Here is a 20,013-nt window from a genome sequence, read left to right on the forward strand (position 1 = left end):
GGATGGGGAAACCCGGCTGTAGCTCTTGCGGGGGAGAGAGCGCCGGGCGGTCTTTCCCCCGTCAAAGCAAAGAAATGGCCGCGCCATGCACGCAGCCGCCCGTTAACTTGACCGGAACGGTCGCCATCCGCTTCCCACACGGGCAGAGCGCTTGGCTGCTGCAAGCGCTGTTTGGACGATTTCCAATTTGGTGCCACCCTAGTCCACGGCAGGCAGACCCAGTCTTTTGCGGCGTTCCGATAGGGCCGTGGATCGACCATCACAGCCTATTTTGACTGGATCCCGAAATAGAGAACTTCGGTTAGGAGACTTCTACCTGCACACCCTTCCAGAACGCGACGTGGTCCTTAATTGCCGCCGCCGCCTCGGAGGGTTCGGCGTAGGTCCACGCCGCGTCCTTGTTTGTCTCGCCGTCGACGACCAGCGAATAATAGCTGGCGAGACCCTTCCACGGACACCGGCTGGTCGTGTCACTCGGTTCGATGTAGGCGAGGTTGACTGCCTCGGGAGGGAAGTAGTGGTTACCCTCGACGACGACTGTTTTGTCCGACTCCGCTATCACCACGCCATTCCATTTCGCAATCGTCATGTCGATCTCCATTTCTACGTGGCCGCACGTTTCGTATCGCTAAAGCCGAGAGCCAACCCGGCCGCCCCCATCGGGATGAAACCATTTGCCGTGGCAATTTCCCAATAGCGGGCGCGCATTGTTTCCATAGCCGATGTGCAGCCAGTTAGGCGGCGTGGCGTACAAGCCAGTCAGCAATGGCGGTCTTGGGCGTGCCCGCACCGACCTTGACGTCCACAGCTTGCCCGCCCTTGAACAGCATCATCGTCGGAAGGGACCGGACGCCGTAGCTTGCGGGGGTCGTTGGGTTCTCGTCGACATTGATTTTAACGATCTTGACCTTGCCCGCCAGCTCAATGCTGAGCTCTTCGAGGAGAGGAGCGATCGCGCGGCATGGTCCGCACCACTCGGCCCAGAAGTCCACCAGGACGGGTTCCTTGTTGTCGAGGACTTCCGCCGCGAAAGAGGCATCGGAGATTTTGACGGTCATCGTTGGTTCGCCTTCTCAGTTGGGTCGTGTCGATCTGGTGTGCTCGTCGAGCACTTCCTATGGGCTCCACCTCCCCGACTGGGCGGCAGGCCCAAGAGCCCGCCGCCGCCGGATCGGAGGGAGACGTCCGGTCGCCGGATGCTGTCGCACCGAGCGATGCCCCAAGATGATAGTCCCGGCGAAGCTTTCCCAATTCCTTGAAGGCATCGTATCCATAAGACCGACGACGCATGGCCGGCCCCTAAGAAGCGCTGATGGACCGCAAAGGTTGGCGACAATGGCCAATGCGAGCATCGAGTACCAGGTGATCAGTAGGGTGGAAGTCGCCGGCCGCTCCTACGGAGGGCAGGCCGGACTGAACGCTCTTCCGGAGTTGCGGACCTCCACCGTGCCGAGGCACAGCGGGGACCTATTCGCATTATACGCGGTAGCGCGACGCCGGGGTGCCCGTCTGTGTCGAGGCGAAGAGCGCGTCGCGGGCGGATTCGTAGCGCGCCCAAAGCTCCGCATCGTCCACCGATGGCAGGGTCGTGGTTTCGCCGCTGTCCAGCCCTGCCAATGCCGCGTCAACCAGATCATCGACACTCATGACGACCTCTTTCGGGATCGAATCGAGCGGCATGATGCTGCCGTCGTAGATCTCGGTGGCGACGCCGGCGGGCAGCACGGCCTGCACCCGCACATTCGTGTCCTTGAGCTCGGCCTGGAGACCCTTGCTGAACAGCAGGACATAGGCCTTGCTGCCGCTGTAGGCCGACGTGATCGGGAAGGCATTGAAGGCCATGACGGACCCGATGTTGATGATCGTGCCGCGGTTGCGGGCGATGAAGCCCGGCAGCGCTGCGCGAGACAGATGAGTCAGCGCAGTGATGTTCACCGCGATCATCCTGTCGATCACCTCCTGCGGTAGGTCCGTGGAACTGCCAAGGGGCGATGTACCGGCGTTGTTGACCAGGATGTCGACCGAGGCATCTGCCTTGAGGATGTCGGCGACCTGCGCCACGCCGGCGTCCGTCGATAGATCCGCAACGACGGCGCGAACCGAGACGCCATTCTGCCGCACCAGATCTTTGAAACAGGGCAATGCATCGATTTCCATGCGCCCGGTTGGATAGTTAGTTGCCTCCGGCAGACGCAGAACAAGATCGCCCAATGTCTCGGAGCTCCAATGCTACCCGGCTCCATCCTTCCAAAATTATGTGCCGATTACGCGATCATGAGCGTTTAACCCACGGGCACTCGCACCGATCAGGACAGGCAAATCCCCGGACCCGAGGCGAGTACCCACGGCGATACATCAACCTTGCCTTTTCCCAAGATTCAGAGGTTATTCGAATGATGTCTGACGGGACCCTGAGAACCATATTCCCTACTCAGCTGGTCGAGCCCACTCGATAGGAGAACGGAATGTTTCAACACCTGCTGATTGCACTGGACGGCTCGGAGCTCGCCAACAAGGCCCTAAAGGTTGGCCTTGAACTTGCAAAAGTTCAGAATTCTAAGATCACGATTGTCACCTCTACCGACCCTATCGGTACAGGCTTGGGCACCGGTGGGTTCGGCACCGTCGATAAGGCGGTCATCATCCAGCAGCTGGAGCAAGTCTATGCCGCGGACGCCAAGCAGATCCTGGATGCCGCATTGGTTGCCTCCACCGAAATGGGCGTAGAGGCTACCGCCGTCTATGTACCGAGACAGAGAGCTGCCGAGAGCATACTGGAGACATCCGAAAAGGCCGGATGCGACATTGTGGTGATGGGGTCACAAGGCCGACAAGGGTTGCAAAAACTTCTTCTCGGAAGCCAGGCTGCAGCGGTCTTGGCTGCTTCAAAGATTCCCGTGCTCATCGTCAAGTGATGGTGCCTCGCGCGGTCGGTTGCCGACCGGCTGGCAGGGAGCTTTTGCAACGGAAATAGCCAAATCGGAGCAGCGGAGCGCATGCACAAGTGACCGATTTTGAAAAACCTGATATCGGTGGGAGCCGCGGGACTGTCAGGACCCGCGGCTTCCGATCAATCAGGCAGCGGCGCGATTTGGTGGAATGAAGGCGTCGACGAACGCCTCCATCGAGGCTTCTCCCAGATCCACGGCCTTGGCACCTCCGCCATGGACGACTCTGACGTCCGTGATGCCGAACACGTTGAGGATGGCCTCAAGGTAGCGCGGGGCAAAATTTAGGTGATCGATAGGCGAGGCCTCGCCGTAAACCCCGCCGGACGCCAAGATTACGGTAGCCTTCTTTCCAATCAACAGGCCCTTGCCGTCGAAGCCAAGCGTCAAGCCCTTTCGCACAATGTGGTCGACCCACGCCTTGAGGCTGGCCGGAACATTGTAATTGTAAACCGGCGTGGCGATGACCAACTCGTCGGCTGCCAGCAGTTCGGCGACCAGCGTGTCCGAAAGACTCAGTTGGTCCACCATGTCCGATGTATGGGACTGCGGCGGTGTGAAATACGCGGATAGCCAGGGCATGGTCACGTGCGGCAAAGCGTCCTTGGCCAGGTCGCGTCGTACCACCACACCACTTGGGTTCTCACCCTGCCAGTTGGCAACGAAACGTTTGGTCAAGTGGCGGGAAACCGAAGCTTCCCCGCGCGTGCTGGTTTCGACAACGAGAAGATTGGGCATAGCGTCCTCAATTTCTTGGCTGCAACAGCCGGAACAGATGATCACCATATAGGGCTTCCAACCCCCCACCAGGAGTGATAATAAATCGATCATCTCCATCATATAATGAGATGGTACATGATTGGCAGCATTAGCCTCGACCAATTGCGCATCTTGGTGACGATCGCCGACGCTGGCAGCTTCTCCGCGGCCGGGCGGCAATTGCGCCGTGCGCAATCGGCGATCAGCCAGGCGGTTGCGGCACTGGAAGCCACCCAAGGCGTGCTTCTGTTCGACCGAAGCGGCCATCGACCGCGACTGACGGAAACAGGTCGGGTTCTCGTCGACCAGGCAAGGCTGGTGCTCTCGAGCGCCGCACGGTTTGAAGCCGTAGCGACAGGCGCGCGTGGCGGGGTCGAACCCGAACTGGCAGTGGCCATCGATCCGCTCGTGCCGACCGCCCCGCTCATCGAAAGCCTCCGCGGACTGCACCAGACCTATCCGCATCTGCCCATCAGCTTCTCGACCGAGGGACTTGGTGGCGCCCTGCGCCTTCTGCGCAGCGGCGACGTGGCCCTGGCCATCTGCGTGCTGATACCTGCGGTGCCCCCCGATGTCGTGGCTTCGCCACTGCTGCGCGTCGCGCTGAAGCCTGTAGTCGCCGCTGGACACCCATTGGCCGCGCTCGCTCGGCCGGCAACCAGCCACGACCTCGAAAGCCATGTTCAACTTGTCCTGTCCGATCCGGTCGATCGGGACGGGAATAATTACGGCCTGGCCAGCGCAACGCGGTGGCGATTTGTCGACCTGGGGCGAAGACTGGACTTCTTGCTGGCGGGATTCGGTTGGTGCCGGATGCCAGGTCATCTGATCGTCGAGCACCTCAGAGCGGGGAATCTGGTGCAGCTCGATCTTGCCGAAGACGCCCGCGACCCGGCGGACGACTTGACGATCTATGCCGCACGCAGGGTCGACAACGAACCCGGCCCGGCCGGCCGTTGGCTTCTCAACGATTTGCAAGCCCGACTGTCGCTCTGATCGTTAGGGCGACCGCAGTGGCCTGAATGCGATCGATCGTGCCCTGCTGCTAAGGGGTGGAATGCGGACTGGCGGCTTTTGGGCATGCGGTCTGCGAAAATCGGACATCCAAGCGTTAGTTGACGCAATAACGTGAGCGCCAGCGCATTCTCGGAAGGCTAAAGCTCTCGTTCAGGAGCGTCCGGTTGATGTCTTGCCGGTCACAGTCCCTGCTATCGCATCTCAGCCCCGGCGCCGGGAGTCAGGATAGCGCTCGCGATGATCTGCGACAGATGCTCGGCGCGCGGCGCAAACGACGGCAGGTCGACGAGCCAGCCAAGGGCCGACATCAGACCGAAAAGGTCATCCCCAGTCATATCATGTCGCGCCACCCCAGCCGCCTGAGCTTGGGCGAGCAGATGGGCGCTCGCCAGATGCACCGCCGCGCAGGACGCGTAAAGGGCGGATCCGGGATTTGTGTGCGCCTCCGCCATCAAGGTGACGGCGCCTTTGTGAGCTTGGGCAAAGGCCAGCCATTCCGTAAACCAGGACAGCAGGGCTTCGGCCGGTGCCGCCGTCGCTTCAAGCTCACCAGCCATCTGCGTGAGGGCATCCAGATCCGTTCGCATCAAGGCCTCGAACAAGGCCTCGCGCGTCGGAAAATGCCGCAGCAATGTGGCTAGTCCAACGTCAGCCCGGCGAGCGATATCGCGCATGGAAACCTCGGTGCCACGGTCGGTGACAATCCCGCGGGCGACCGCCAGGAGGTGACTATAATTTTTTTGTGCGTCAGCGCGCATCGACTACCTTGATAAATGGATCGGTGGTCCGTATATGTGGTTCGGTGATCCATTTAATAAACGGATCGCCGATCCATTACTTAAAGCGCCGGGGCCCAAAAGGCAACTCAGGCACTGCCAACATAGCCCGGGCAAGGAACACCACCATGAGCACCATTAGCATTATCGGGTCGGGCGGCATGGCAGCAGCTATCGGCAAACTGGCCACTGGGGCCGGACACAGGGTCGAGGTCAGCAGCCGCGAAGCCACCAGCGCGCAGACGCTGGCCGAACAGATCGGCACGGGCACCACGGTTGGGAAGTTCGGCGTCACACCGCTCGGCGACATCGTCGTCCTGGCGGTGCCCTATGCCGCCGTTCTGGAAGTGGTACGCCAATATGGCAACGCGTTGGCTGGCAAGATCCTCGTGGATATCACCAATCCGGTCGCCGCTGACATGATGAGTTTCGTGACGCCGAAGGACAGTTTTGGCGCGCAGGAAATCGCCAGGGTCGCGCCGGGCGACGCGACAGTCCTTAAGGCGTTCAACACCCAGTTCTCCCACGTCCTGGCTGGCGGTTCATTGGCAGGCCAACCGTTGGACGTTTTCCTTGCCGGAAACGATGCCGGGGCCAAGACGATCATTGCAGGCTTCGTCGAGAGTCTCGGGCTGCGCGCGATGGACATTGGCGACCTGTCCATGGCGCGGACGCTGGAGCACATGTGCCTGCTTTCGCTCGGGCTCATGGCCCATTCCATCAAACACACCAATTTCGCAATCGGCGTCAGCCTCCCGGTCTGAGTGCATTCGCGCAGGCTCCCGCAAACATCACCATCAGGATCAATACCATGCACGTTTTTGTCACTGGCGGCACCGGCCATGCCGGTCCGTATATCATCGCCGATCTGATAGCTGCCGGCCACGAGGTGACGGCCCTGGCTCGCTCTGATGCGGCGGCGGCGGCCGTATCAGCACTCGGCGCGAAGGCGAGTCACGGCAACCTTGAGGATCTCGATGGTCTCAAGGCGGCGGCTTCTGCCGCGGACGGTGTGATCCACGTTGCCCACCGGCAAGACCTGATCCCAACAGGCGGGATCAACGCTATGGCCGCCGCGGAACTGCAGGTCATGCTGGCCTATGGCGAGGCACTGGCGGGTAGTGGCAAGCCGCTGGTCGTCTCGGGAAGCGTTGGTTCGCCCGGCTGGGAAGGCCTGGGCCGGCCGGCCACCGAGCTTGATCCGCCGCTTCCTGGCGGCGATGCATACAAGGGCACCCTGCGGGTTCGCAACATCGTCGAAACCACGGTGATCGGCCTCGCCGAGCAGGGCGTCCGGTCTTCTATCGTGCGGATTCCCGAAATCATGCACAGCTCGACCGATCACGCCGGCTTCCTGCCGCTGCTGATCGGGCTGGCCAAGGAAAAGGGTGTCGTCGGTTACCCCGGCGATGGTGCGAACCGTTGGGGGGCGGTGCACGCGCGCGATCTTGCCACCGTGTTTCGCCTGGCGCTGGAAAAGGGCTCTGCCGGACGGAACTGGCACGCGATTGCTGACGTCGCCGTACCCTACCGCCAGATTGCCGAGGCCATTGCCGAGCGATTGAAGCTGCCGGCCGTGCCTATTCCCGCCGATGTCATGATGCTGCCGGGATATTTCGGGTTTCTCGCCAATCTCGTCACGCTGGACACCCCGACGTCGAACGCCATCACGCGCCAGACTCTTGGCTGGGACCCCATGCAGCCAGGCCTCTTCGCCAACTTGGACAACGGCCATTACTTTTCTGCCGACTGATGCGGAGACAGGCGGGCAAGTCAGGCTGCGCCTGCAGGACAGCACGCCGTGACGGCGTGATCCGTACGGAAAAACGATCAACACCTATAGATTGAAAAGGAAATTGCACATGAGCACGATCAGCATTATTGGCGCGGGCGGTATGGCCGCTGCCGTCGCCGGCCGTATCGCCAAGGGCGGACACATTGTCGAGGTGATCAGCCGCGACAAGGCAAAGGCCCAGGCGTTGGCCAACCAACTGGTGGATGCCATCACGGGGGTATACGGCGCCGCGCCCGCAGGCGACATCGTCATCCTTGCGGTGCCCTATGCCGGCGCATCCGCGGTGATGGCTGACTATGGAAATGCGCTGGCCGGCAAGGTGATCATCGACATTACCAACCCGATAGCCCGTGATCTATCCGGCCTGGTTGTTCCCAGCGGCAGCTCCGGCGCGCAAGAAATCGCCAAGGCCTCCCCCGCCGACGCTCATGTCGTGAAGGCATTAAACACCCTGTTCGGCGGCAAACTGGCCCAGGGCGGACGGCTCGATGCGTTCCTGGCCGGTGACAATGAGGAGGCCAAGGCGCAGGTTTCGCGCCTCCTCGAGAGCCTCGATCTGCGCCCGCTCGATGTCGGCGGCCTGCCAATGGCACAGACCCTCGAATGGCTCGGCCTAATGATGATCGGTCTAGCGCGAAACGGCGCTGGCACCTTCGACATTGCCATGAAAGTCGATATCGGCTGAATTAGGGAACCACGGTCTTGTCTAAATATCACTGAGTGAGGGCCGCCCTGGGGTGCCTCTCACTCATCCGCCTGCCAAGTCGGTCCATTTAAGATAGCAGCGGTTCGAAGCTGCTCGAGGGGTGCCTTTCGGCATCTTTTGGGATACTGCAATACCCATTCGAATGGCCGAAATGGGTAGACAGAAGTCGTTCCGCTTCCGCAACTCGGTCTGTAAAATGCGGGGTCGTCATCTTGACCTTCCGCATGCCGATGCGCAGACGGCATAATGCGTTCGCGTAGTATGCGGTCAGTCTGCTTCTTGATCAGCCGGTGCGCAAAGCGGGAAGTCGACGGCGGGCGACTGGGACCTCCAGACTGGCAGCTATCAAAATAGATTACTTCATCAGACGTTCGACCCGTTGGGTTCGAATGTGGTGGTGCCCCCGGCGCGGCAAATGCCAATAGCAGCGGCGAGGGTGTCACCAACTTTGTCGCGATAGCTGCGGACGCAGGTTGCACGGCTTCAAAGACCAAGCGACAGAACAATTCAGCATAGAGCCTGGGCCGGCAGCGCCTGATCGATCGCCAGTCCGGCTAAGCGGGCGGTGGCGAGGAGACGGTCCAGGTCTTGCCCGTTGCGTGCCTTGTCCGACATCCCGGACATGGTGGCGCTGACGAAATCGGTCAGTCGCCCGGCCTCTTCCGGGTGCCGCTCGGCAATGTAACGACGGATCACGTCTTCGGCAGCTGCGTGGGTGGCGCAGCACACGCTACGCGCGCCGGCATCAGTGCTATGTGTGCCTTCCAGGACCAAGCAACCGACCGCCCCATTATTGGCGGCGTAGCGGCGCGCCGCCTCTTCAAGAACGGCAATGAGGCACTGGGCTACCGGCCGGTCAGCTCGCAAGATACCAGCCAAGTCAATGGCGCCGGTCTTGGCATAGCGATCGAGAACGCGGAGGTAGAGACCGGCCTTGTTCCCGAAGGCTGCGTAAAAGCTCGGCGGGTTAATGCCGAGTGCGCCCGTGACATCGGCAACACTCACCGCATCGTAGCCGTATGTGTGGAACAGTTGCTGCGCCGTTTCGACCGCCTGGTCGGGATCGAAACGGCGTGGCCGGCCGCGCGATGGCGATATATTTGTAGGAGACATTACAAAATCCCTTGACCTAACTTCAAGATCGCTTATGTAGGGCATACTACATAAATCTCCAAGAGGCGTTTCGATGACCGATTTTAAAGACAAGTCTGTACTGGTGCTGGGGGGAAGCCGGGGGATTGGCGCCGCTATCGTGCGGCGCTTCGTGGCGGATGGCGCTCAGGTGACCTTCACGTACTCTGGGTCGCCCGAGGCGGCGCAAATTTTGGCAGATGAGACCGGCAGCACTGCCGTTCAGACTGACAGTGCGGACCGCGATGCGGTCATTGCCCGGGTGCGTGACAGCGGAAAGCTGGACGTGCTGGTGGTCAATGCCGGGATTGGCCTCTTCGGAGATTCCCTTGCCCTTGACCCCGACGCGGTGGATCGGCTGTTGCGCATCAATGTGCACGCACCCTACCACGCCTCGGTAGAGGCCGCTCGACAGATGCCGGACGGTGGGCGGATCATCATCATCGGCTCGGTCAATGGCGACAGGATGCCCGTCGCGGGAATGGCGTCCTACGCACTGAGCAAATCCGCCCTCCAGGGCATGGCGCGCGGCCTTGCTCGCGACTTCGGCCCGCGCGGCATCACTATCAATGTCGTGCAACCAGGCCCGATCGACACCGATGCCAACCCCGAAGATGGCCCGATGAAGGATATGCTACACAGCTTCATGGCCATCAAGCGTCACGGGCGGCCAGAGGAGGTCGCCGGGATGGTGGCCTGGCTTTCGGGCCCGGAGGCGGGCTTCATTACGGGCGCGATGCACACCATCGATGGTGCGTTCGGCGCCTGACCGCTCAAGGAACGGGCCGCTCCAATTCTGGGTCGGCTCGTTTCTTGCGATCTCATCCGTACAATTCGCCCAGCGAGCATAGCAAAGGAATGTTGATCATGTTGAAACTGCGCACCGTCGAGGATCTGCTATGACCACTATCGGGATTATCGGTGCCGGGGAGGTCGGCAGCCAGATCGCACGTGCGGTCATCGCGGCCGGCTATCAGGTCGTCATTGCCAATTCGCGCGGACCAGAAACCCTTGGTGACCTCATCGCCGAGCTTGGACCGTCGGCACGGGCGGCGACTGCCGCTGGCGCGGCCGAGGCGGGCGACTTCGTCGTCATCGCGGTGCCGCTCAGACTGGAGAACAATATGCCAGCCGAGCAATTGGCGGGCAAGATCGTGATCGACACCAACAATTATATGGCCTGGCGCGACGGACGATATGCCATTGTCGAGTCGGGCGAAAAGACGGAACACGAACTGCGCCAGGCGCAACTTCCAAAATCGAAGGTCATCAAGGCTTTCACTGCCATACAGGCGCCACGCCTGCTCAAGCTGGGGACGCCACCGGGCACGCCCGGTCGTCATGCATTGTCGGTATCGAGCAACTTCCCCGAAGCAGTGGCCCTTGTTACGCGGCTTAACGACCAGCTCGGCTACGACACGGTGGATCACAGCCCGCTCAGCCAGTCATGGCGCAGCGGCCCGGGTCAACCGGCTTGGCATGCCCACGCGCAACAGACCAGACAAGAGCTGATTGCCAACCTCGCGAACGCGCGACCGCACAACCCCATTTGATGGCGCGGACGACAGGTCAATCGGCCGTTTAGCCGGGCGGAAGGGTGCCAGTGTCCGTTTTGCGCTACGAGATCGTTATGGGGTCGCTAAGCCGGTATTGCCGTATGACGATGGCAATTTCGGCATTTCATAACTTAACTGCTAACGACCGAAATGGGGTCGAATGCAGTCCGCCGGCTTGGGATAGGTTCCACTTGAACATAGAGGCAACTGGCAGGTTTAAAAGGCCGGCATTGTCACGCTGACTGAGGTATCTCATGCTCTCCGCACATTTTGAGGAGGAGCCATGATGTTCAATGATATCACGATTGTACCGGTGCGGACGGACCGCAAGGCAGCCTATCTCGCGTTCTCTGCTCGCATTGCCGAGATCTATCGAGAGCATGGTGCTGTTCGTGTGGTCGATTGCTGGCAATCGATGGACGCTGATGATGCCGATTTTCATGCTTCCGACGCCATGGAAGGTTACGCGGCCGGCGAGCTGCCCGACTTGAGAAAGCTGACTGGCGCTGATGACGGTGAGACCGTCGTGATATCGATAACAGAGTGGCCGAGCAAAGAAGTCCGTGACCGTGCGGTAAAGGCTGTAGTGGTCGATCCGCGCATTCAGGCGACGATGGATGAAGTGCCGGTATTCGAAGGCCGAAGACTGATCGCTGCAGGATTTGACGTCGAGTTCGACCTACGCTGACGAACTAGGCTGGCAGCTTCTAGGCAACAGGACAAGCAACTGAACGACCACAGTGGGTCAGTAGCCGCCGGAACGATCCGACGGCCCGTTGTTCTTGTACTCACTGAGCCGCAGGGATGCGGGCGATGACCTTTATCTCGAAGTCGAAGCCGGCCAGCCAGTTGACGCCGACGGCCGTCCAGTTGGGATAGGGCTTGGTGTCGAAATATCGGTTCTTGATAGGCAGGAGGATGTCGAACTGCTTTTCCGGGTCGGTGTGAAACGTAGTGACATCGACAATGTCGTCCAGGGTGGCTCCGGCCGCCGCGAGAACCGCTTTCAGGTTCTCGAAAGCGCGCTCCACCTGCTGCGAATAGTCGGGCTCGGGAGAACCGTCGTGGCGGCTGCCAACCTGGCCGGACACGAAAAGCAGGTCGCCGGAGCGGATTGCGGCGGAATAGCCATGAACGTCGTAAAGGGCATGACGATCGGCAGGCAAGATGGCTTCACGTTTGGTCATCGGATGCTCCATTCCATTTCTGTATCAGGTTTACGCGAGTCCCAATGTATGCCGCTCTATGGATTGATGTATATGCATGACGCATATATATTCCCTTTATGGAAACCGAGGTTGCCAAATTGTGCTCCGTGCGCCTTCGTTGGCGGACGCAGGCAACACCGCGCACGTTCGCGTCTCAACACAAATTGACTCCGATAGATCTACTTCGTCGCCGGAAGAAGCCCGGCGATGATGAATTGGACCAGTCCATCGATATAAACGCGGTCCGCCCGTTCGCGCGTGATGATAAGACGCCAATAGAGCAGGCCCCCAGCGGCATCGTTGAACAGTTTGGTGTCGACCGTCGAAGGCAGGTCGCCCCGGGCGATCGCACGTTCCAGCACGATCGCGGCCCGCCGACGGCGTTCGATCTGCAGGCGCCCGCGCACCTCGTGGGCCAAGGCCGAGTTACGCTGCATTTCGGCGTGCAAGTCCGGCAGTATTCGACGCACCAATCGATGCCTGAGGACACGCCTGATCTGGAGAAGAAGGACCGTGATGTCGCCGGCCAGCGATCCGGTATCGACCACTGGAGCAAGATCGATCCCGACAACTTCCAGGCGATCGACGACCATGGCGAGCTTGGATGGCCAGCGTCGGTAGAGCGCGGCCTTGCCGACCCCTGCCCGCTGCGCCACCCGCTCCAGACTGATGCCGACGTACCCGAATTCGGCCCATTCCTCGAACAGCGCCCTCGTCAGAGCATCAGTCACCGCAGGCTGCATTATGGCAGCGCCGCTCGGCAGGCGACGCGGTTTTCCATCGTCAATCTGGTCGGAACGCTTGCGTATCATCCAAGACCGCCTATATACGGACGGAACACTATCGTTCCATCCAAAGGGAGTGTATTCTATGAATTCCACCGCAAGTCCAGACCAGATGGCAAGTTTCGCAGTGATGCTCCGGACGGCACTGGGCGATAACCTAGCCGCCGCTGCCGACAGCTTCGTCGAGATGATGGCTGAAGACGGGGTGATGGAGTTCCCCTATATCACGGCCGGCGAACCGGTCCGTCTCAACGGCCGCGAAGCGATCCGGCAGCATCTTGCAAGCCTTTCAGGTCTGATCGATATCGACGCATTCCATGACCTCGTGGTTCATCCCAGTCAGACCCCTGGCGTGTTCATCCTGCAGATGCGGTGCACCGGCAAGGCCGTGACAACAGGCCTGCCGTACAACCAGCGCTACATCTCGGTCATCACCGTCGCCGACGGATACATCGTCAACTATCTGGACTACTGGAACCCGCTTGTGCTGGCTGAGGCCCTCGGCCAGGCAGTTCCAGTGCTGGATGCGCCGAGCGTTCAGTCATGAGCCGCATTCTTGTTACCGGAGCGAGCGGCAAGACTGGGCGCCGAGTCGTCGAACATCTGGTCGGCATGGGCATTCAACCCCGGTTGGCTCTGCGAACCGCAAAGGGACCGGACAGCGTTCGTTTCGATTGGACGGCGCCCGAGACCCATCCCAAAGCCCTCGATGGTGTTGGTGCGGTCTACCTCGTGGCGCCTCCGGGTGCTGTCGATCCCCTTTCCGTCATGTTGCCCTTTCTCCAGCGGGCGCTGCAAAGCGGAGTCACACGGTTCGTTCTGCTCAGCGCATCCTCCCTCGAGGAAGGTGGACCGATGATGGGTCAGGTGCATGCCTGGCTCCGGAGCAATTCCCCCTCATGGATCGTCTTGCGACCGACTTGGTTCATGCAGAATTTTTCCGAGCAGCAGCACTTGCCCACTATCGTCGGCGAGGACGCCATCTACTCGGCAACAGGTGACGGACAGGTTGGCTTCATCGACGCAGAAGACATCGCTGCCGTGGCCGCAGTCGCATTGACGGCACCTGATTTCCAGAGTGGGGAGTTGATTTTGACCGGGCCGGAGACCCTGTCCTATGATCAGGTCGCCACACTCGTCGGGCAGGCAGCCGGTCGTAAAATACAGCATCGCCGATTGAGCGAAGCGCAGATGGCGGAGCGGTTCGTCACCTTCGGAGTGCCGGAGGGCTTCGCAATCGGGCTTGCCGCCATGGACAGTGCCATTGCTGCGGGAGCGGAAGATCGTACGACGGACAATGTGACCAGGGTAACCGGGCGCCCCGCCAGCACTTTTCAGGACTTCGTCACAAGAAGCGCCGGAGCGTGGGCGAAACCTGTCTCCTAGTCGACCATGCGGGAGGCTACGACCCTTCTGCAACTTATGCTGTCCTGATGGACGGTCGCTGGCTTGTTCAGACGCGTGAGTGAACACGCCAGCGGCAACATTCGTCGTGTCTGCGGATCTCAGAATTCCGTCCCATGACAAGTGGGCTGTCATGGGCCACTGGAGGACGACCGCCTAGACCGATCGACCCTCGACGATGAAGGCACGATAGGCAGCACCTTTGAAACGATGCTTGGCGGCTTCTTGATAGGCAGGGCTTTTGTACCAGGCGCGGGCAGCATCCATGTCAGGGAATTCGAGGATCACGGAGCCCTCAATCGGCGGCCCTTCCAGAACCTCGAAAGCGCCATAGGTGGCGAGGAATCGCACATCATGGCCGGGAAAGCTGGCTCCGACCTCTGCCGAGTAACGGTCGAGTTCGGCCTGATCGGTGGTCTGCTCTTTGGTGAATACGATGAAGGCGGTCATTGCTGTCTCCTGGAATTCGTCGAGGGAGGCGCTGGCGGTCAAAACTGCAGCCAGCCCTCGTCGATCATTCGAACCCTTCAAGAACGACTTTGCCCATGGTCGTGCCGCTTTCGAGTTGTGCGTGTGCAAGCTTGAGGTTGGCTGCGTTGATGACGCCTAGATTCTTGGTCGCGGTGCTGCGTACCTTGCCAAAATCCACCGCCCGCGAAACGTCATCGAGTATGTCGCCCTGTTTTTCCATATCGGGTGTACCGAAAATGGATCTGGTGAACATAAGCTCGTGATGGATCGACACCGACTTGCGCTTGAACTTCATGACGTCGAAATTCTTGGGGTCGTCGATCAGGACGAAACGTCCTTGCGGCGCGATCAGGTCGGCAATGGCGTCGATATGCTTGTCGGTCTGCGTGGTCGAAAAGACGAACCCTGGAGCACCAAGACCCAGCTTGGCGATCTCTTCATTGAGAGGTTTGGAATGATCGATCACGTGATGCGCGCCAAGCGATCGCACAAAGTCCTGTGTCTCCGGTCGGGATGCCGTGGCGATTACGGTCAGGGGGGTGAGCCGGGCCAACTGGACGGCAATGGAACCTACCCCGCCGGCTCCGCCAACGATCAGGATAGCTGGCGCGGCGCCGGGGACAGCTTTGTTGACATCTAGACGATCAAACAACGCCTCCCATGCGGTCAGAGACGTCAACGGCAAAGCCGCGGCATCACCCCAACCAATGCTACTGGGCTTACGGCCGACGATCCGTTCATCGACGAGGTGGAACTGCGCATTGGTGCCGGACCGGATGATCGACCCTGCGTACCAGACCTCGTCACCAACCTTGTATTTAGTAGCGTCGGGACCAACGGCAGAGACAATGCCCGCTGCGTCCCAACCAATCACTCTCCACTCGGCCCCGTCTGCAGGCGGGGAACTCCCCCGGACCTTGTAGTCCACCGGATTGACCGAGATAGCCTTAACCTCGACCAATATGTCGCGTCCTTCTGGCGTGGGCTTGGGCAGATCGATGTCCACGAAGGAGTCCGGTTCGCTGAGCGGCAACGGCTTTTTGTATCCCACGGCTTTCATGCGGATCTCCTGATGCTGTTGGTTCGTGTACGCGGATAACTGAGAGGGGCGTCCTGGCAGCCTCCAGGCCTTGCACCATAACACATCTTACATCCCAATCGCTTGCTGTCTATGCGCCGCGCATATATATTCGAGCAATGGAGATCGAGGCCGCCAAATCTTGTTTCGGAGCACTTGCGTTGGCGGTTGCGGGTAGCATCGCAGACGCTTCCGCAGCACATTCGCGAAACGGGCCCGGGACGGAGGCTATGCTGTGCCTCCGCTACGAGCCCGGGCTTTCTATCGTTGATCTGGCAAGCCGGATTGGGCGTTCGCACGCAGGCACCGTTCGACTGATAGACAGACTCGAGAAACGGCACCTCGTGGAACGTCGAAGGGAAAAAAGCGACAAGCGGACGCGCTTCATCCACCTGACCGACACTGGAGAACAATGGGTCGATACGCTCGTGGAGGCGCGGGAGAGGCTGATTTCCGAATGCCTTTCGCCCCTTTCGCCCGACGATCTGATCGTTCTCGGCGCCCTTTCCGAGCGGATTCTGCGAGCGAACGGATTGGACAAGGCGCGATCGGCCCTACTTCTCGCGCAGCTGCGCCATCACAGAGCCTGCTCGGAGAAGGATTCTGCAGCGGATCCGACGAGCGAGCCGTCGTCGTAGACCAAGACCAGATACCAAGCAGGCAGGCTTCAAATTGAGTTCAATCGCTTTCGAAGTAATCCTGTGCGCGCTCGCCTTCTGGTTCGGTTATTCCGCGAACCAGGGCGGCACGTGTCTGGTTGTGGCTGCCGACGAGTTGCGGCGACGACGGCCTCCTCGAATGTTCGTCGGATTCCTGGCTGCTTCAGCAGCAGCCGGACTGGTTGCGCTCCCGCTGGTCTGGTCCGGAGCGCTGGGCGGCGCGCTGGCCGCTTCCACGGACATTCACGCTGTTCTGCTCGTCGGGGCCGCCGCGTTCGGCTTCGGTGCGCTCGTCAACGACACGTGCCTGCTGGGATCGCTTGCGCGGCTCGGGGACGGGGAGATCCGCCTCTTGGCTTTGCCTCCCGGACTGGCGCTCGGCATCATCGCCGTCGACCACGTGATGCCCGATCACGGCGCGACCTGGCCGAGCATCCTTTCCACTCCCAGCCTCCCGAGCCTTGTGGCCGTTGGATGCTTCGCGATCGCCATGGCATTGTCGGTCGGGTTCGTTTCGATGAAACGCTTTGTGCTGAAGGAGCCGCGTTGGTCGTTCGCCGTTTCCATGATCGGACTTGGTGCTGCCGGTGGAGCGCTATACGCACTTTCACCTTCCTGGACGATTTCCTCTTTGATCCAGCACGGCCTTCCGCTCACGATGTCACCGATGGGTGAGGTGGCATTGCTGGCTGCACTCTCGTCGATCACGGGTGCGCTCGTCGCCTCGTACCGCAAGGGCAACCTGCGGCTTCGGTTGCCCTCGGCGCATGGCATCCTCCGATCACTGTTAGGTGGAACGCTGATGGGCGTCGGAATTGCACTTGTACCTGGCGGGAACGACGCGCTGATTTTCTCGGCGATGCCGGGTCTTTCGCCAGGCGGAATCGCCGCGTATCTGGTGATGACGGCGACGATCGTCCTCGGGTTGGTGGTCAGCGCCAAATTGTTTGGGAGCAACGGGACAAAGGCTTGAGAGAGCAAGGTCCCCAGCCACTTCGAATAGGTAGCCGCAGTCAGAACTTGCTCTAGATCAGCTTCGCCATGGCCACCGCAGTGTCCGCCATGCGCGTCGCGAAGCTCCATTCGTTGTCGTACCAAGCGAGGACTCGAACCATCCTGCCATCCACGACATCGGTCTGGGGCAGAGCGACGATCGAAGATTCGGTACGGTGAGACAGATCGATGGACACCAGAGGTTCGGAGGTCACGGCGAGCACGCCCTTCATCGGGCCATCGGCGGCCTGGCGAATTGCGTCATTCACCTCGTCCATGGAGACGTCTCGGGAAGAGGTAACCGCCAGATCGATAACTGACACGTTCGGGGTCGGGACCCGGATCGACGACCCGTGTATCTTCCCTCGAAGTTCAGGCAGAACCAGCCCGATGGCGTTCGCGGCTCCGGTGGACGTCGGAATCATCGAGAGCGCGGCTGCCCGCGCGCGGTACAGGTCCTTGTGGACGGTATCCAGGGTTGGCTGGTCGCCCGTATAGGCGTGCACCGTCGTCATGTAGCCGCGCTCGATGCCGAACAGGTCGTTTAGCACCTTCGCCACGGGCGCGAGTACGTTTGTCGTGCACGAGCCGTTCGAGACCACCAGGTCGCTTGCTGTCAGGGTTTCGTGGTTGACCTTGTAGACGATCGTCTTGTCGGCTCCTTCACTGGGCGCCGAAACGAGCACGCGCTTAGCACCCGCGCTGAGGTGTGATCTCGCCTTCTCACTCGAGGTGAAGAGTCCGGTGCATTCAAGCGCGATATCGACGTCTAGATCCCTATGCGGCAGGTTCGCAGGATCGCGCTCCGAAGACACCCTGATCTTTCCCAAACCGACGTCGATCCAGTCTTGGCCGACCTCAATGGCCCCGGAGTACGGTCCATGGACCGAGTCGTATTTCAGGAGATGCGCCAGGGTCTTGACCGGACCGAGGTCGTTGATCGCGACCACTTCGATGTCCGATCGACGAAGCTCGATGATCGAACGCAACGTAAGCCGTCCGATACGCCCGAAGCCGTTGATTGCGACCTTGACCGTCATGCGCGTCTCCTCCTTCACAGCGCCGGGCCGTCTACCGGCAATCGGCCTTGTAGGCGCCAGTCGCGCATCGGGCGAGCCCGGCCGCTCGCACCGTCATAACAAATTGACATATCAGTCATTATATATGCGTCGCGCATATAGATATCGACAAGCTTCTCCAGCGTCAACACGGCCGCGGCACCAGCGAGCTTGAAGCAGGAAGGAGCACCACCCTGCTTCAAGGGTCGGATGCAGGGTCAGCGGCACGTCGGGTGATTCGAGAACGCTAGCATCAAAAGACGAGCGGCCGTCGGCCTCCATAGCCGACGGGTATGGCAACGGGGTTGAAGGCGAAGCCATTTTTTGGAGCCGAATGGCAGACGAGTTTTGGTGCAAGTATTTGAACATATTAAACTTATCAGCTGATTTGCCAAATACAGAGGAACAAGGCACGGCTTGCTGTCCATGCTTCGCGCACATATACGTTCGACATGGATGAAACTCGAGACCGCAATATCTTTGGGGCGTTCGCACTGATGATCGGCGACGACATCGTTCGCGCCACCACATCGCACGCGCCGGAGGCTGGACCCGCAGCGTCAGCGTTGGCTTTGCTCGCACACAAGCCTGGCCTGTCGATACGCATGCTTGCTGTCGGCGTAGGGCTATCGCATCCAGGAACTGTCCGCCTCGTGGACCGCCTAGCTTCCGAGGGTTTGATCGAGCGCAGGGGGCATACGACGGACGGACGCACACGCGCCCTCTATCTCACCTCAGCGGGCGAAACCGCCAGCGCCGATGTCCTGGCGTCGCGCGACCAAGTGATCGCCGAAGGCTTATCAGTACTCAATCCAGCTGAGATGAAAGTCTTGTGCGACATGGCTGAACGTGTGCTGCGGGCACGTCTCGAGAACCTCGAGCAATCCTACCGGATCTGCCGCCTTTGCTGCTACGAGGACTGTTCGAATTGTCCCATAGACGACGAGTTGCACAAGCGTGGCGTGGATCGCGAGACGGCCCACGAGTAGGTATGCCCGCAGTGACGGCCAGTTAATGCCGAGCGACGGTAGTCGGCAACAAGTGCCCGGATGCGCGGTCAGCCCGTTGTACGGCGCGCATGCAGTGCCCTCATCGGACCGATCGATCCAATCGCCAGTCTGGGCGCACGAAGTGGCAGCTATACCCCTTCGGATGGCGTACTAGGTATTTCTGGTGCTCCGGCTCTGCCTCCCAAAAGGTTTCTTCAGGGTTGATCTCGGAGACGACCGGCCCAGGCCAACGACCCGACGCCTCGATCTCCTCGATGGTCCTCAAGGCGACGTCCTTCTGCTCCTCGTTGGTATAGAAGATCGCCGACCGATAGCTCGGGCCGAAATCGCTGCCCTGCTGCTCGTAGGTAGTGGGGTCGTGGATCTGGAAGAATAGCTCCAGAAGGGCGCGGTAGCTGAGAACGGCAGGGTCGAAGGTCACCTCCACGGCCTCTGCATGGCCATGGTGATTTCGGTAGGTCGGATCCGGCATTTCGCCGCCGACGTATCCGGTCCGCGTCGACAGGACCCCTTTCGCGCGGCCAAGCAGATCTTCGACTCCCCAGAAGCAGCCACCGGCGAGAATCGCCCGCTCCGTCGTGGGCGTCAGCCTTTCGACCGAGGGATCTTTCGTCATCTGCAGCCCACTCCAGCGAACCAACTTTACCTAGGACGATGCG

25 protein-coding genes are annotated in these 20,013 nt (G+C 60.5%); 13 read left to right on the forward strand and 12 right to left on the reverse strand.

Annotated elements, in window-relative coordinates:
- Window positions 1-301: 301 nt before the first annotated feature.
- The 3 genes from IH615_RS10905 to IH615_RS10915 all read right to left on the reverse strand — a co-directional run bounded on the left by IH615_RS10905 (window position 302) and on the right by IH615_RS10915 (window position 2,142).
- A complete protein-coding gene (locus IH615_RS10905) occupies window positions 302-589 on the reverse strand; it encodes a DUF427 domain-containing protein (RefSeq protein WP_291361898.1) in 288 nt (95 codons plus the stop codon).
- A 145-nt stretch (window positions 590-734) separates the two neighbouring features.
- Window positions 735-1,058, reverse strand: coding sequence for a thioredoxin (gene trxA / locus IH615_RS10910; RefSeq protein WP_291361899.1), 324 nt, complete (start codon window positions 1,056-1,058; stop codon window positions 735-737).
- A 418-nt stretch (window positions 1,059-1,476) separates the two neighbouring features.
- Window positions 1,477-2,142, reverse strand: a complete 666-nt coding sequence (locus IH615_RS10915) for an SDR family NAD(P)-dependent oxidoreductase (RefSeq protein ID WP_291361900.1) — start codon at window positions 2,140-2,142, stop codon at window positions 1,477-1,479.
- Window positions 2,143-2,465: 323 nt separating this feature from the next.
- Between IH615_RS10915 and IH615_RS10920 the strand changes: the two genes are divergently transcribed.
- Complete coding sequence (locus IH615_RS10920; protein WP_291361901.1) at window positions 2,466-2,915, forward strand: universal stress protein; 450 nt, start codon at window positions 2,466-2,468, stop codon at window positions 2,913-2,915.
- A gap of 159 nt (window positions 2,916-3,074) precedes the next feature.
- Here the strand turns inward: IH615_RS10920 and IH615_RS10925 are convergent, their stop codons facing one another.
- Window positions 3,075-3,788 (reverse strand): NAD(P)H-dependent oxidoreductase, encoded by a 714-nt coding sequence (locus IH615_RS10925; protein ID WP_291361902.1) that lies wholly within the window; start codon window positions 3,786-3,788, stop codon window positions 3,075-3,077.
- A 15-nt stretch (window positions 3,789-3,803) separates the two neighbouring features.
- On the opposite strand from IH615_RS10925, the gene IH615_RS10930 reads away from it, so the two are divergent.
- Window positions 3,804-4,703, forward strand: a complete 900-nt coding sequence (locus IH615_RS10930; RefSeq protein WP_291361903.1) for a LysR family transcriptional regulator — start codon at window positions 3,804-3,806, stop codon at window positions 4,701-4,703.
- Between the two features lie 212 nt (window positions 4,704-4,915).
- Here the strand turns inward: IH615_RS10930 and IH615_RS10935 are convergent, their stop codons facing one another.
- Window positions 4,916-5,482: a helix-turn-helix domain-containing protein gene (locus IH615_RS10935; RefSeq protein ID WP_291361904.1), complete on the reverse strand. Its 567-nt coding sequence runs from the start codon at window positions 5,480-5,482 to the stop codon at window positions 4,916-4,918.
- 146 nt (window positions 5,483-5,628) lie between these two features.
- On the opposite strand from IH615_RS10935, the gene IH615_RS10940 reads away from it, so the two are divergent.
- From IH615_RS10940 to IH615_RS10950, 3 genes are all read left to right on the forward strand, one after another.
- Window positions 5,629-6,264: an NAD(P)-binding domain-containing protein gene (locus IH615_RS10940; RefSeq protein WP_291361905.1), complete on the forward strand. Its 636-nt coding sequence runs from the start codon at window positions 5,629-5,631 to the stop codon at window positions 6,262-6,264.
- Between the two features lie 47 nt (window positions 6,265-6,311).
- Window positions 6,312-7,253 carry an SDR family oxidoreductase gene (locus tag IH615_RS10945; protein WP_291361906.1) on the forward strand — a complete coding sequence of 314 codons (942 nt, stop codon included), beginning with the start codon at window positions 6,312-6,314 and terminating at the stop codon, window positions 7,251-7,253.
- A 109-nt stretch (window positions 7,254-7,362) separates the two neighbouring features.
- Entirely contained in the window at window positions 7,363-7,980 is a 618-nt protein-coding gene (locus tag IH615_RS10950) for an NAD(P)-binding domain-containing protein (protein WP_291361907.1), read from the forward strand.
- 528 nt (window positions 7,981-8,508) lie between these two features.
- Here IH615_RS10950 and IH615_RS10955 read toward each other — a convergent pair.
- The gene (locus tag IH615_RS10955; protein WP_291361908.1) at window positions 8,509-9,159 is read right to left on the reverse strand and encodes a TetR/AcrR family transcriptional regulator; all 651 of its coding nucleotides are present in this window, start codon (window positions 9,157-9,159) and stop codon (window positions 8,509-8,511) included.
- A 28-nt stretch (window positions 9,160-9,187) separates the two neighbouring features.
- Here IH615_RS10955 and bdcA point away from each other — a divergent pair, with 28 nt between their 5' ends.
- The 3 genes from bdcA to IH615_RS10970 all read left to right on the forward strand — a co-directional run bounded on the left by bdcA (window position 9,188) and on the right by IH615_RS10970 (window position 11,376).
- A complete protein-coding gene (gene bdcA / locus IH615_RS10960; RefSeq protein WP_291361909.1) occupies window positions 9,188-9,901 on the forward strand; it encodes an SDR family oxidoreductase in 714 nt (237 codons plus the stop codon).
- Window positions 9,902-10,031: 130 nt separating this feature from the next.
- On the forward strand, window positions 10,032-10,685 hold the full coding sequence (locus IH615_RS10965; protein WP_291361910.1) for an NAD(P)-binding domain-containing protein: 654 nt from the start codon (window positions 10,032-10,034) through the stop codon (window positions 10,683-10,685).
- 286 nt (window positions 10,686-10,971) lie between these two features.
- Entirely contained in the window at window positions 10,972-11,376 is a 405-nt protein-coding gene (locus tag IH615_RS10970; protein ID WP_291361911.1) for a DUF1428 family protein, read from the forward strand.
- Window positions 11,377-11,476: 100 nt separating this feature from the next.
- Here IH615_RS10970 and IH615_RS10975 read toward each other — a convergent pair whose 3' ends face one another.
- Together IH615_RS10975 and IH615_RS10980 are read right to left on the reverse strand one after the other, a co-directional pair.
- Window positions 11,477-11,875, reverse strand: a complete 399-nt coding sequence (locus IH615_RS10975; protein ID WP_291361912.1) for a RidA family protein — start codon at window positions 11,873-11,875, stop codon at window positions 11,477-11,479.
- A 200-nt stretch (window positions 11,876-12,075) separates the two neighbouring features.
- Window positions 12,076-12,708: a TetR/AcrR family transcriptional regulator gene (locus IH615_RS10980; RefSeq protein WP_291361913.1), complete on the reverse strand. Its 633-nt coding sequence runs from the start codon at window positions 12,706-12,708 to the stop codon at window positions 12,076-12,078.
- Between the two features lie 58 nt (window positions 12,709-12,766).
- Between IH615_RS10980 and IH615_RS10985 the strand changes: the two genes are divergently transcribed.
- The gene (locus IH615_RS10985) at window positions 12,767-13,228 is read left to right on the forward strand and encodes a nuclear transport factor 2 family protein (RefSeq protein WP_291361914.1); all 462 of its coding nucleotides are present in this window, start codon (window positions 12,767-12,769) and stop codon (window positions 13,226-13,228) included.
- Entirely contained in the window at window positions 13,225-14,067 is an 843-nt protein-coding gene (locus tag IH615_RS10990; RefSeq protein ID WP_291361915.1) for an NAD(P)H-binding protein, read from the forward strand. Before IH615_RS10985 ends, IH615_RS10990 begins: the two co-directional genes overlap by 4 nt.
- Window positions 14,068-14,241: 174 nt before the next feature.
- Here IH615_RS10990 and IH615_RS10995 read toward each other — a convergent pair whose 3' ends face one another.
- The gene (locus tag IH615_RS10995; RefSeq protein WP_291361916.1) at window positions 14,242-14,535 is read right to left on the reverse strand and encodes a DUF1330 domain-containing protein; all 294 of its coding nucleotides are present in this window, start codon (window positions 14,533-14,535) and stop codon (window positions 14,242-14,244) included.
- Window positions 14,536-14,599: 64 nt separating this feature from the next.
- Entirely contained in the window at window positions 14,600-15,616 is a 1,017-nt protein-coding gene (locus IH615_RS11000; protein WP_291361917.1) for a zinc-binding alcohol dehydrogenase family protein, read from the reverse strand.
- Between the two features lie 248 nt (window positions 15,617-15,864).
- Between IH615_RS11000 and IH615_RS11005 the strand changes: the two genes are divergently transcribed.
- Window positions 15,865-16,272 carry a MarR family transcriptional regulator gene (locus IH615_RS11005; protein ID WP_291361918.1) on the forward strand — a complete coding sequence of 136 codons (408 nt, stop codon included), beginning with the start codon at window positions 15,865-15,867 and terminating at the stop codon, window positions 16,270-16,272.
- Window positions 16,273-16,306: 34 nt separating this feature from the next.
- Window positions 16,307-17,266 carry a YeeE/YedE thiosulfate transporter family protein gene (locus IH615_RS11010; protein ID WP_291361919.1) on the forward strand — a complete coding sequence of 320 codons (960 nt, stop codon included), beginning with the start codon at window positions 16,307-16,309 and terminating at the stop codon, window positions 17,264-17,266.
- A 52-nt stretch (window positions 17,267-17,318) separates the two neighbouring features.
- Here IH615_RS11010 and gap read toward each other — a convergent pair whose 3' ends face one another.
- Entirely contained in the window at window positions 17,319-18,326 is a 1,008-nt protein-coding gene (gene gap / locus IH615_RS11015; RefSeq protein WP_291361920.1) for a type I glyceraldehyde-3-phosphate dehydrogenase, read from the reverse strand.
- 515 nt (window positions 18,327-18,841) lie between these two features.
- Between gap and IH615_RS11020 the strand changes: the two genes are divergently transcribed.
- The gene (locus IH615_RS11020; RefSeq protein ID WP_291361921.1) at window positions 18,842-19,333 is read left to right on the forward strand and encodes a MarR family winged helix-turn-helix transcriptional regulator; all 492 of its coding nucleotides are present in this window, start codon (window positions 18,842-18,844) and stop codon (window positions 19,331-19,333) included.
- A 100-nt stretch (window positions 19,334-19,433) separates the two neighbouring features.
- Here the strand turns inward: IH615_RS11020 and msrA are convergent, their stop codons facing one another.
- Window positions 19,434-19,970: a peptide-methionine (S)-S-oxide reductase MsrA gene (msrA, locus tag IH615_RS11025; protein ID WP_291361922.1), complete on the reverse strand. Its 537-nt coding sequence runs from the start codon at window positions 19,968-19,970 to the stop codon at window positions 19,434-19,436.
- Window positions 19,971-20,013 lie beyond the last annotated feature (43 nt).

It is taken from the genome of Devosia sp. (assembly GCF_014860165.1).
GTDB lineage: Bacteria > Pseudomonadota > Alphaproteobacteria > Rhizobiales > Devosiaceae > Devosia.